The 12,957-nt window shown below is 34.9% G+C and carries 13 protein-coding genes and 1 pseudogene; 8 read left to right on the forward strand and 6 right to left on the reverse strand.

Annotation, left to right across the window (positions count from 1 at the left end):
• Positions 1-3: 3 nt before the first annotated feature.
• The 6 genes and pseudogenes from CIT01_00535 (at position 4) to CIT01_00560 (ending at position 5,644) form a co-directional block, all read left to right on the forward strand.
• Positions 4-1,959 (forward strand): annotated as a pseudogene (locus CIT01_00535) (hypothetical protein).
• Between the two features lie 151 nt (positions 1,960-2,110).
• On the forward strand, positions 2,111-3,157 hold the full coding sequence (locus CIT01_00540) for a hypothetical protein (GenBank protein ID AXV36788.1): 1,047 nt from the start codon (positions 2,111-2,113) through the stop codon (positions 3,155-3,157).
• Between the two features lie 27 nt (positions 3,158-3,184).
• The gene (locus CIT01_00545; GenBank protein AXV36789.1) at positions 3,185-3,586 is read left to right on the forward strand and encodes a hypothetical protein; all 402 of its coding nucleotides are present in this window, start codon (positions 3,185-3,187) and stop codon (positions 3,584-3,586) included.
• A gap of 149 nt (positions 3,587-3,735) precedes the next feature.
• On the forward strand, positions 3,736-4,158 hold the full coding sequence (locus CIT01_00550) for a hypothetical protein (protein AXV36790.1): 423 nt from the start codon (positions 3,736-3,738) through the stop codon (positions 4,156-4,158).
• Between the two features lie 5 nt (positions 4,159-4,163).
• Complete coding sequence (locus tag CIT01_00555; GenBank protein AXV36791.1) at positions 4,164-4,967, forward strand: hypothetical protein; 804 nt, start codon at positions 4,164-4,166, stop codon at positions 4,965-4,967.
• Complete coding sequence (locus CIT01_00560) at positions 4,964-5,644, forward strand: TIGR00289 family protein (protein ID AXV36792.1); 681 nt, start codon at positions 4,964-4,966, stop codon at positions 5,642-5,644. Before CIT01_00555 ends, CIT01_00560 begins: the two co-directional genes overlap by 4 nt.
• A gap of 26 nt (positions 5,645-5,670) precedes the next feature.
• On the opposite strand, the gene CIT01_00565 is transcribed toward CIT01_00560, so the two are convergent.
• The 3 genes from CIT01_00565 to CIT01_00575 form a co-directional block, all read right to left on the reverse strand.
• The gene (locus tag CIT01_00565) at positions 5,671-6,057 is read right to left on the reverse strand and encodes a hypothetical protein (protein AXV36793.1); all 387 of its coding nucleotides are present in this window, start codon (positions 6,055-6,057) and stop codon (positions 5,671-5,673) included.
• Positions 6,058-6,188: 131 nt separating this feature from the next.
• The gene (locus CIT01_00570) at positions 6,189-6,749 is read right to left on the reverse strand and encodes a hypothetical protein (protein AXV36794.1); all 561 of its coding nucleotides are present in this window, start codon (positions 6,747-6,749) and stop codon (positions 6,189-6,191) included.
• 4 nt (positions 6,750-6,753) lie between these two features.
• On the reverse strand, positions 6,754-7,488 hold the full coding sequence (locus tag CIT01_00575; GenBank protein ID AXV36795.1) for a phosphopantothenate/pantothenate synthetase: 735 nt from the start codon (positions 7,486-7,488) through the stop codon (positions 6,754-6,756).
• Positions 7,489-7,636: 148 nt separating this feature from the next.
• Here CIT01_00575 and CIT01_00580 point away from each other — a divergent pair, with 148 nt between their 5' ends.
• A complete protein-coding gene (locus CIT01_00580) occupies positions 7,637-7,858 on the forward strand; it encodes a hypothetical protein (protein ID AXV36796.1) in 222 nt (73 codons plus the stop codon).
• A 137-nt stretch (positions 7,859-7,995) separates the two neighbouring features.
• Positions 7,996-9,024 (forward strand): peptidase M42, encoded by a 1,029-nt coding sequence (locus tag CIT01_00585; protein ID AXV36797.1) that lies wholly within the window; start codon positions 7,996-7,998, stop codon positions 9,022-9,024.
• 129 nt (positions 9,025-9,153) lie between these two features.
• On the opposite strand, the gene CIT01_00590 is transcribed toward CIT01_00585, so the two are convergent.
• From CIT01_00590 to CIT01_00600, 3 genes are all read right to left on the reverse strand, one after another.
• Entirely contained in the window at positions 9,154-10,350 is a 1,197-nt protein-coding gene (locus CIT01_00590; protein AXV36798.1) for a potassium transporter, read from the reverse strand.
• A gap of 487 nt (positions 10,351-10,837) precedes the next feature.
• Positions 10,838-11,545: a recombinase gene (locus CIT01_00595; protein ID AXV36799.1), complete on the reverse strand. Its 708-nt coding sequence runs from the start codon at positions 11,543-11,545 to the stop codon at positions 10,838-10,840.
• A gap of 137 nt (positions 11,546-11,682) precedes the next feature.
• On the reverse strand, positions 11,683-12,954 hold the full coding sequence (locus tag CIT01_00600) for a hypothetical protein (protein AXV36800.1): 1,272 nt from the start codon (positions 12,952-12,954) through the stop codon (positions 11,683-11,685).
• Between the last annotated feature and the right edge of the window lie 3 nt (positions 12,955-12,957).

A 12,957-nucleotide genomic window follows, 5' to 3' on the forward strand; every position in this document is an offset into this window, starting at 1 on the left:
TAAATGGATGATAAAGGTTTAATATTTACAACTGACGCGGTTCTAGCCGTTTCTATATTTATTGTTATTAGTGCCGCTTTAATGACTTATTACGTGGTTCCCAACTTCGCGGGACAGGATCAGCAGCACTTAGAAACTATAGCGGCCGATGCACTAAGAGTAATGCAATATGATGGAACATTGTATACGGCTGCGATTTATTATCAAGCAGGAAACACCACACAAGCCGAAAATTTAATTAGTTCTTCTCTTAACTATTTAATCCCTTCTAATGTAGGTTATAAATTTACACTTTCTAATTACCCTGCGGTGGAAGATAATAAAGGCATATTTGTGGCTAATGATGTTGCCTCCCGTGTAGAAGTTATATCCGGTCCGAGAGAAGGATGGATGGGAAGAGCCTGGTATAAAGTAGAAAAAGCAGAATTTGAAGACCAGCAAGCTAATGTAACCACCACCCTATGGAACTTCCACAACTGGCTGACCAATTTCTATCCATGGAGCCAAAGTGGAGAGCTTTATTCCTATCCATACTGGGGTGGTGGAAGCAATCCTCAAAACATTGCCTTTTCAATCCCCCAGGGAGCAACAATCACCGGGGCTTATTTCCTTATAGGTTCAAGTGCAGAGAACAATTTAGCTTCATACGGTGCCAGAACATACATTAATGGCAATAATTATCAAGTAAATCCTAACCAGTTTACTTTCTTAAATTTAAGACCAGGAACCAATACCCGGATGTACAATTATCGTGGAATTATTAATCCTGCACAGTTATCACCAGGCAGTAATAATTATTATGTTAATTTTAGAGATATTAGTTATTGGGACAGAAATTACTATGATCTTCCCTGGTTTTCCATTATAGGAAATTATACTACTACATTTAGAGTTCCTAAGGGAATTTTAAATGAGAGATTTAATTTTACTGATGCAGCAGGTCTGGCTGTGCCAACTGCACAGGACTTAAGTGGAGACGGTCATGCTGATCAATATGGAAGAATATATGATCTCCACACAGGTAATGTATCTTCCTTTACCAACCGTAGAGTTATGAACTGGAATACCTTTGTGGCTAACAGGAACGAGCTGGATAATTATGATGATGGAACTCCTTTTGTTATAACTAATGTTAATGGGGAAAGTGGATCTGCAGTAAGTGTAATCCAAGAGTTCGATCTACCTACCGGTGATATCCGTATACTTGATGCCGCAGTAAATATGAACATTTACGGTGGTACTGATAATGCGATGGTAGAAGTGTGGGATGGAACACGATGGCAAACAGTCTTTTGTTCATTTGATTTTGATGGAACAGACTATAGTGCCCGGAGTGATGGTTACGGAAATATTCCTGGAATAATATACGTTGGAGACAGATTAAGGGCTGGCCACAATAAAGTTCGAATCACCATATGGGACCAGGTACCTAGTAGTGATTACGATTTTGTGGGATTAGTAGATTGTTACACTACAGTAAGTTATACCCAGCTTCCTATAGTATGGCGAAATTTCCCATTCCGTAGTTATCAAGCAAATAGTAATGATTACACTCAAGAATTAACAAATGGATTTACAATTGAAGAGGGTGCTAAAGAAGCCTACCTCTTTTTAGGTCCTGGTGTGGATACTAGAAGTATTACAGTAGAAGTTAGACAAGGATATAGTTGGAGAACCCTTTATCCAACCAGCACTACCATTCCTTATTATTTAAATATTGCAGCCCTTGATGCAGACGGTTATGAAGTATTTACTTCAGGAACTTCAGGGAATTATACGCTTAAACCTGGAAATTACAGATTACGTGTTAGAGTCAGAGGGCCAACTAATTACTGGGAATCTGGTGATAACAATGGTAATGCAGAAATATACTCTGGTACCAGGGTGTCAATATTATATCCTGAATTTTTAGCTAACCTATGGGCAACATCCTATGCACTTGATGCAGAAACTGCCAGAACAGATGCTATTAATAATCTTACCCAAACATTAATTGATTCAGGTTATACAGTTGATCCTGCCCTTTTACATAGTGAGGCTTTGTATACCGGAGATATGCCTAACAATCTCCCAGTGAGGTTAGATTTATGGAGGCAATGAGGGGATAAAAATGGATGATAAAGGATACGTATTCAGCCCATTGACTGTTTTATTACTCATACCTGTACTGGTAATAGCAATAAACTACGGTGACATCGTAAATGAAGCTAACATGCTTTCTACCATAGCCATAGGTGGAGATGTGACTTACAACACAGCTACCAATGTTTTTGGATTTATCCAAAAAGCCGCAGCAGATTCAGGTAGAAATTCTGCATACAATGCCACCAGATACGTGATCGACCATAATGCATTTTTTACAGATAGTAAGACCCATATTCGCCAAAATATTGTAAACGCGTTAAATGCAAATGTCATAACCAGTTGCAGAGAATTAGAGAATCAAACAGGCCGTCAAATATATCTAAACAACGTACCCATCAATAATTATACCAATCAGACCTTTACTCTGAATGATGTGACTATAGCCCAGGATGACCCCTTTGGTTTTTATGTCAATGTAAGGGGAGGTATCCCTATTAGAGTTGAACAGGAAGATCAGGTCTATGAAGGTGTCACACCACCAATATCATCATATGTTTCATTGGAAGGAATGGAGGATCCCTACATATGGATCAATTCAAAACAAAGAACCAGTAATATAATTTTTAAGTATCCTTATTATGAATATTCACCAGTAACTGGTAGTAATTATCGTTTTGCCGAAAATGTTGACCGTGATTCTGATCCACCTCGTCTAAATTATTTGTGGGAATGCTTAAATGGAACTAGTAACCCAGGTAATATTACTCCAAGGCCATACTACGTACCCAATCCTTATGGTTTATCTTTCTTTGACAGATTAGAGAATAAAACTAATACCAGTTCAACTAGCAGCCAGTCAGTTAGAATGAGTACCTTTATTATTGGTGATCCACTACTTGAGGACCATGGCCGACCAGATATTTCACGTCTTGATCACGAGTACTTCCGTAATATAAGAGGGTACACTATTTCAATTAGAAATGAACCAATCATTGATCCAACTGGTTCTACATTTTATCTTTCGGTTTTTTACCGAAATTTATTTGGTTTAGAACAAAACTATCAGAATTAGTATGTGATAAATTACTATGTGATATATATGGACTCAAAAGGACAAGTAAGCGTTGATTTATTATTCGCAACATTAATTGCCATTATTATAATGGGAAGCTTTGTTGCTCTTATCACTGGTGGAACTGAAAAAACCGAAACTGCTGAGTTTGGAAGAGCCCGTATGATTGGTGAAAAAATAGCAGAATCAATTAACACTGTATATGTCAATGGGAGAGGTTATTCAATTAATTTAACCATGCCTGCTGTATCTGATTTGAATATGACTGCGCAGGTAATGAACAATGGGTATGTAAATGTATATTATCAAGGCAGAACTACAAGTATTAGGTTGGTTCCCCGCCAAAATATATCCCCCATCACTCTAAGCTCTGGACACATGTACAGAATTAGAAATAACAATGGTACCATTACTATCACTCAATTATAGCCCTCACATCAAAGAGGAAACTATTTTAACTAAAATTTGTTTTAAGATTTGGATTATACTATCAAAAAGAATAAACTATTTTAAGATTTAAATCAATACTTATTTAACAATTTGAAAACAACTTTTTTAAGAAAATTCAAGGTGAAGAAATGGATGTGGATCTTACCTGGGAAAAGAAAGCTTTAATTGTAGTAGGTGTAATAACAGTAATAATATTAATTTATGCCTACGGACCATTCCAATTTACTCCAGAAGTAAAAATTGTAAATCAAACAGAACAACCTGCAACAGTGCAAAAAATGCCATTTCCACAGCCCTCTTCAAATAATACAACTATAAACAATACAAACAATACTGATTTTAAAATAACCAAAGAACAAGCCCAGAGAATTGCTGAAGAACCAGGATACACTACAGGAGAACCTACACAGGGTACTTTAACTATTGACAATAAGGAAGTTCCAGTGTGGATTGTACCCCTCTTAAAAGATAACAGAGTAGAAAAAGAAGTATATGTAAATGCTGAGAATGGAAACATAGTAGGAACCAAACAAGTTAACACAGAGAGTTGAAAAACATGGACACAATCGTATCAGTGATAATGATAGTACTGTTTATAATTTTGATGATATTTATTTTTTCAACTGCCTTATTAACACCAATTATCGGCAAAAGGAATCTTATATTTGTAATATTTCTAGGATTTGCCGTGGGAGCAGTTGGCGGGGCATTCTTTATCTCTCCGGTAATGGACGATATTCCTGACATGGCCCGTGGTATTTACATGTGGTCTGAAGGTGGCCAAGAAACTATAAATGTGGAAATTTCAGCAGAAAGGGATGTTGATAAATTCATCAGTGATACAAAAGCCATAGACGGAGTTAAAAGTGTTCAAAGTAAAGGGATGCTGATTAAAACAGACCCTATCCCCAGTCAGTGGCTTTCTTATGTAGAACAACGTATTCCTATCACCAATACTAATATTACCTCTGCTAAATTTATATCCAACGATACTCTTCAAGTGAGTATGAAAGAGGGCAGCAGACCCGTTGATGTAATTAACAATCTAAAAGACTGGTTAATGTTGACTCGAGGTTTGAATCTTCGTTACAGTACCGTCTATTTAGCAGTGAATGTGGAAGCATCTAAACTGGATGATATTATCACACAGATAGAAAAAGATGAAGTGGTAATTGGGAAAGTTGAAGGTCCTGTTGAAGACAAAATTGAGAATCTTAAGAGTGTGCTCCCCCAAAAATCTAACATCATATTATTTTGCGGTTTTTTAGGTGTCATAGTAGGTTTAGCAGGGATATTCGTTGATTCTATTGTTGATCTGATAAAAAAATTCAAAGAAAGGATGTTTAGGAGAGAAGAATGAAAGTTGCTGCACTTTTTTCTGGTGGTAAAGACAGTACCATGGCTGTCTATGAAGCTCAAAAAGAGGGAAACGAGGTCAAATACCTAATATCCATGATCTCTGAAAATCCTCATTCATACATGTTTCACGTGCCTAACATCCATCTTACTCAACTCTCATCTGAAGCCATGGACATACCACTAATAAAGATGACCACCAAAGGTGAAAAAGAGAAAGAATTAGAGGATCTTAAAAATATTTTATCACAACTGAAGGCTGAAGGAATTGAGGGAATTTACGCCGGTGCCCTATCATCAACCTACCAAAAATCCAGAATTGATAATATATGTGATGAATTAGGGTTGATATCCTGTGCTCCCCTATGGCATCGCGATCCCAAAGAGTACATGCTGGAGATAATAGAACTTGGTTTTACAGTTGTAATAACCAGTGTATCAGCCGAAGGTTTTGATGAATCTTATCTAGGTAGAAAGATTGATGAAGAATTAATAGAAGAACTGGATAAGTTACACGAAAAATACAAAATACATTTAGCTTTTGAAGGTGGAGAAGCTGAAACTCTGGTTCTTGACGGCCCCCTATTTAAAAAGAAAATTGAAATTTTAAAATCAAAGACTTTATGGGATGGAGATAGTGGTTATTTATTTATTGAGGATGCTGAACTTAGAGATAAATAATAAAAATTTATTTTAAAATTTTTTTCCTACTCTTCAACTTGACTTGGTGCAATCCAATCAATAAATTTGCTTATATCATCCGTAACAACTGTAACCTCTATTTCGCCTAGTGCTGATAATTCCCGGTCCAGTATGACGGGTATTCCTGCAAATGCTGCTTGTTTACTTAATCTGAAATGGATTTTGTTTTTGTGGATTTCTTTTAAGAGAATCTTTCTGGCTGTTTCTCTGACTTTACGTTTAGCCAGTGATTCTTTGAGGTTTTCAAGCCCCTTTTGAGTGCCAGTAACTAAGATCTCTGTTTCATCAATTATTATGTTGTCATATTGAAAAACATTGTTTAAGGACTCTATTACTTTTTGAACATCTTCAGTTCCATGAAGTGATGTCTTGGCCTGGAATTTACATATCATTAGCTTTATTCTCCTTTCAACCCCAATTATTTATAGGTTGTTACAAAAAAGGGGGTTATTTATAAATTGATTCTTTAAATATTTGGTATGGCTAATATTATTTGATTATCAAGTCCTATAATAAAAAGAATTTATCTCTTGGAAAATCTTTTGAAAACATTATTTAAAGCTTTTTTATACTTCCATAAAGGCCCTTCATTGACAATCATATAATCCGAAGTGGCAATAACATCCCCAATTCCAAATCCAAGTTCTCTTTTATCTCTTTTTATAAAATCTTCGTGATTAATAGAATCATCAGACCTCTTTCTTCGCTTTAATCTTTTGAAACGTGTTTTTGGAGTGGAATATATAGCTACTACATTAAAACCTTTAAAATTATTCTTAAAAACTTCGACTTCAAAAGGGCTTCGGATACCTTCTATAATAAATTTATCATTTGTATTTGAACTTTTAGGGGGAACTTCTTTGCTGATCTTTTTTATTTTTTCCACACATCTTTCAGCAACAATATTTTCGCCGTATTCTACTCTTAGATTAACTGCAACTTCTCCAACATCTTTGCCCTGTTTTTGGGCTTCATCCCGTATTACATCGCCCATCCGAATAGTTTTATAACCCATCTTTGCTGCAATCCTTGAAACCACACTTTTACCTGATCCAGGCATTCCTGCTACTCCAATTACCTTCATATTTTCACATCATCGACATAAGTTTTAGGGATTCTCTTAAATTTTGTTTATTATCAAAATCTCCAACAATCCTTTCAAGTTCATCTGTCTTTTTATTTTCAAGGTTTTTAACTTCTTTTATAAGAAGTGGTATTGCTCTTACAATATTATCTACAATGGTTATTGTAGCTTTCTGTGATGTTCGCGACAATGGGTTAAGATCTATAGTTATAACCTTTTTACCACTGTTAATCAACACTTCAGTTCGATCTCCATCTTCAAGAGGAACCAGAACCACGTCTGCAGTGTATATACCATCGGGACTGGCGGTTGCCCGGGGACTTTTCAATCCATCAATATACTTTAATTTTTGATCATTTACTCCCATAATTTTCTGGGCACCAGCTTCTTTAAGTACAGTTTCAACTGCCTTTACCCTGCTGGGAGTTCTGTAAAAAAGATTAATTTCTAAACCGGAATTTAAAGTATTAACCAGTTCCACCACATCTTCTGGAACCAGAGCAGCAGTATTACCATTCACAGATATAACTGGATTTTCAGCCAGTAAAAGAGTAGCTGCAGCTGTTTTTATGGCATTTTTAGCTGTTTTTGACGTTTTTTCCCCTAAAAGGTAGTCAAATGCTTCTCCTCTTCCATGAGCTATCATCCCTGAATCTGCCAGGACTCCTTCCTTGTATGCCTTTACAATTTTTTCCCTTAATAACAGAGATTTGTATCGGGGATGTTCCTTTGAAATCATAACATAATATTAGACATTAGTTATATAATTAATATTCTCCATATCAATATATTGTAAAGAATTCTAAAAGGTGAATGAGGATTTAAATTAAGGAAAAATATGGATATTTATTATATTAAAAAATGCTCTTTAATTCATGGTGATCCACATGAAAGAAACTGTTGAGATTAATAAAGAAGAAGAAGCAATAGAAACCAAAAAAAGTAGAAAAAGAAATATGATAGGAATATATATTGGTATTTGCTTCGTTATTGTAGGAATAATCTGGTACGCTGTAAATATGGGACTAATACCACTTAAATATTTGGAATCATGGCCCCAAATACTGCTGGTGATTATAGGAATATTAATATTGATTAAATCACTGTAAAAACCATTTATAACTGAATCCAAACATTTAATAAGTTACAACTAATTAATCCAATAAAAATTAATCAATTAATCTTCAATCAAGTATAAAATTTAATTTTATATACATTTAAAAGAATATAACAGGAAAAAGATAACATGAATGAGTTACTAAGAAAACTAGCTGACGCACCAGGAATTTCTGGTTTTGAAGAGGATATAAGAAATTTGATGATGGAAGAGTTGAAAAAACATAGTGATGAAATAGAAATCGATAAAATGGGCAATATAATTGCCTTAAAAAAAGGGGACCCCCATGGGGAGAAAATAATGTTAGCAGCTCATATGGATGAAATTGGACTTATGGTGCGCTACATTGATGAGAAGGGTTTTATAAAATTCTCTAAAATTGGAGGCATTAACGATCAAATGCTTCTAAATCAAACTGTGGAAATATACACAGATAACGGAATAATTATGGGTGTTATTGGATCTAAACCTCCTCATAAGATGAAAGAAGCTGAAAGAAAGAAAATTATTGGATCAGAAGATATGTTTATAGATATTGGGGCATTAGACAAGGAAGATGCAGAAAAAATAGTGTCTATTGGAGATCCTATCATTTTTAAACACAATTTCAGCGAATTACCTAACAATCTGATAACTGCAAAAGCTCTGGATAACCGGGTTGGATGTTTAGTCCTTCTAGAAGTCTTAAAAAGAGTGAAGAGTAAAGCTAATATATATGCAGTAGGTACTGTTCAGGAAGAAGTAGGACTGAAGGGTGCCAAAACTTCAGCCTTTAAAATAAACCCAGATATGGCCCTGGCACTTGATGTGACCATCGCCGGAGATCATCCGGGTATTAAAGAGGATGAAGCACCAGCCAAGATTGGTGAAGGGCCAGCAATTATATTAACTGATGCCAGTGGACGGGGAATTATAACCCACCCTAAAGTTAAGAAATTGTTGATAAATGCAGCACAAAAGAAAAAAATACCCCACCAAGTTGAGGTTAGTGATGGGGGAACAACTGACGCAACTGCCATACACTTAACCAGAGAAGGTATACCTGCAGGAGTCCTTTCAGTTGCAACTAGATACATCCACACACCAGTGAGTATTGTAAGTCTGGAAGATATAGAAAATACTATAGAATTACTGGTTGCTGCCCTCGAAGATATCTAAAAATTGGGGATATCTAAAAATAAGGACATCTAAAAAATTCATTCTCTTTTTTCCTTTTTCTTGAAAATTTTCTTTAAATTTAATCTTTCTTTACTATCACTGAATTTCTAATATTTAAATTAAAGGATATTAAGTATCATCTGGTTTTAGAACCTTCTCACCGTAAAGTTGTACTCCTATTGCACCTAAAGGAGCTGTAAAGAGAATGGCCACAACTGATATGGCTAATATTAACTGACCAGATGCAACTCCTGCTGCAAGAGGTATGGCGCCGATTGCTGCTTGAACTGTGGCTTTAGGAGTGTAAGCAATTATGCAGAATATTTTCTCCTTTGTGTTTAGATTTGTTCCTGCAAGAGAACCGTAAACTGCAATGCTCCGGGCTAAAAGTCCTATTATTATAATAACCAGCCCTATAAGTCCAGCAGAGATAGCCAGATAAATATTTACCTGGGCCCCTACCAGCACAAAGAGCAGTATTTCTGCAAATATCCATATTTTATTGAATTTTTCTGATAGCTGAATTCCCAGATCCGGCATTTTTTCTATTATCACAAAACCAATAACCATTAAACCAACTAAGGCTGCCACTGGAACGAACTGGTTGAAGTAGTCCCCGATATTTTTTAAAAGAATAGCAGAACCTAATATTATAAGGGTTTTCTCAGTGTTTCTAATATTAAACCTTTTAAAGAGGTATATTAATATAAATGCCAGTACCAATCCTAAAAAAATTCCAGTGATAATTGATAGGGGTATACTTAAAAATTCCCATGCTAAATTTATCTGTTGGCCTCCATAAAGACCCAGAAAAACAGAGAAAATAGTAATTGCCACCACATCATCTACAGAGGCCCCGGTAAGTATAAGGGTGGGTATTCCCTTTCGGGTTCCCATCTTTCTATCTATAAATGACAGCATCTGAGGAACTATCACTGCAGGGGAAACTGCAGCAATTATAAAGCCCAACATACCTGCCTCCACCAAAGGCATGTTCAGAAGATAGCTGGCCACAAACATTACAGTTAATCCTTCCACTACATCTGGTATAAAACTTAATTTTACAGCTGAAAAACCCACTTTTCGCAGACTTTCCATGTTAATACCGAAACCTGCCCTTAACAATATTATTATCAATGCAATTATTCTAAGATCTTCAGATAAACTTAAAAAAGCCACATTGATCCAGTTTAAACCATAAGGACCAATAATAATGCCTAAAATTAACATTCCCAATAAGCCTGGTAATTTTATCTTGATAAAAATCTTGTTAAATAATAATCCCAGTAAAATTATAATTGCCAGACTTAAAGCTACAGATTCCATAGCATCACCTTATAATTGGAATAATCAGTATAAATGTCAAATGACAATATTAAATCATTTATTATTTTAAAATAAGATATTAGACAATTAAAATAATATTTTTTAAAAAATGTAACTACATCAATTAAAATAGTATGTTGATTAAATTGTTTATCCATAAATTAGCCTCTTTCCTACATTTTATTTTTCTGAAAGTAGGAGTCATCAGCTTAAAAAAGCGGTTAAAGGTGGAACCCCATCACCTGATTAAGATATTTTATAAAAAATTAAATTACATAGAAGTAATATAAAAAAGTTCCTATTTTGTCAGATATTATGCAACAATCCAGGGACTCAATTCTAACCATCAATAATTAAAATATTATAAAGTCTTTTTTTGTAAAAATATTATCTTTAAATGACTCTTTTTAAAAAAATTGAAATAAAAAGAAGAAATAAAAAGAATATTTGAGAATTAAAGTAGAAAATTTGATTTTAATGAAGATAGCTAACTACTTTCAACCTCTGATGTGACTTCTATACCATCCGGGCCTATTTCATATGTTAAAAATTCAATAGGTGTTCTGGTACTCCTCATTTTCACCACATCCATGACTCTTTCCCTGCGTCCAGTGTATGGATTTTCCCTTTTCATTAATTTTATGGCACCATACACAGAAAAAAGGGCTAGTTCATTGAATTCTCGGGAGGTAGCACTATCAAGGATAACCAGTGCAGTAATACCTCGCTGTTTTAATTCATAGATTAAAAGATCGAAACGGTCACGGAATTCATAAGGTGTCAACTTGGCGGTGTGGCTTCCTAAACTGTCTATTATAACCACTTTAGTATCTTCTGGCAGATCTTGAAGCAGCTTGGCAAAGTTACCTTTCATAGCTTCAACCCCAATACTCATCTCTGCCTCAGTAACCCTTGCTCTTAGACCAGCAAGTTCTATAAAATTCAATAGGCCTTCTTCTTTAAAATCGTCAACACCCCAATTAAATGAATCCCCTTGTCTTTTTAAATCCTGATTATCTTCCTCAGTAGTTATATAAACCGTTTTTAGATTCTGATCACAGGCACTTTTTGCAAATTGGAGTGCAAATATAGTCTTTCCAGAACCTGCATCACCAGTAATAAGTATGGTTCTGCCAGCTGGAAAACCATCGGTAATCTCATCCAAACCATCTATCCCTATTTTTATTCTTTCCACACTATCCACTCCTTTAATTAAAGGTTATAAATCAATATAAATGCAGATCATTAATTATGTAACAGTTATTATGTTTCTACCAGATTTTTATCAGTTTCTTTAATTTGTTGATATTCTAAATAAGGGTTAGATTATATTTATTTCAATGCAGATAGATAAAATTCAAATTTCATAGATTTAGAACCATCTACTAAACTTGAACTTTGAGAAACATTCCCTTTAAGATTAGTCCAGGTGAAGCTTCTAATCAGCATTGCCCTAAATATTAGGGAGAATATGGGATTTTTGGCTGCATCTTTCATCCATGGAAATGTTAAAAATTCCAGAGTATTTTTTGACTTTTCAGAGATCATTTTTGTTTTAATTCCCAGATTTAGTAATAGATCAGATAACCACTTTAAGTAAGCAGAAAATATTTCTGGGGCGTCTTCCACAGCTACATCATCTATTTTTGAACTTATACCTTTATTTTCCATATATTCATCGAAATTAGGTTTCATATTAGATTCAAATCTATCAGCAAAATTCTTTATTATGGTATTTCGAAGTTGTGGGGGGATATTTGTTGCAAATACCGGTATCGCACTTACCACAAAGCTGTATAATTCTGAACGAGCCTTTTCTTTTGCAAGTTCCAGTTTTTGTTTTTCTGCTTCCCTTATAACGGTTATATCGTGGGCAATAAACTGAATATTAAAATTTTCACCATTAATATTCATTAAAGTAAGATATATGTCATAATACAAAATATTTCCATTTCTTAAAATTCTTATTTCAAAAGGTTCTACTTTTTCCCCATTTAAAACATTAGAAAAATTTTCATTGAATAATTTCAGATCATGTTTATCATAAATGACTTTTGCAAGCAAATTATTAAAATCTGCACCCATCACTTCTCCAGACATAATGGGCATTTCTTCTGCTTTTTCATTATTGTAAATAATCTTTCCATTGTCATCCATTAATACAATAGGATTTGGAGATGATTGGAAGAGCATCCTGTATCGTTCTTCACTTTCTCGTAATTTACTGTCCATTTTATGTTTGTAAAGGGCCACTTCCACGGCGCTGTGCAGTTCCCTATCTTCAAATGGTTTGATTATATACCCAAATGGCCCGGTGAGTTTGGCCCGGCTAAGTGTTTTCTCATCAGAATAAGCAGTTAAGTATACAACTGGAATATCAAAACGTTCCCGTATTTCCTGGGCTGCTTGAATCCCGTCCATCTTACCTTTCAAAACAATATCCATCAGCACCAGATCTGGCTGGTTTTCCTCTGTTTTTTCGATGGCTTCTTCACCAGATGCGGCGATTCCAAGGACATCATATCCTAAACCTTCAGCTCTGTGCTTAATATCCATTGCTACAATACTTTCATCTTCCACAACCAGTAACCTTGTATTAGCCATGAT

Source organism: Methanobacterium sp. BRmetb2 (genome assembly GCA_003491285.1).
Classification (GTDB): domain Archaea; phylum Methanobacteriota; class Methanobacteria; order Methanobacteriales; family Methanobacteriaceae; genus UBA117.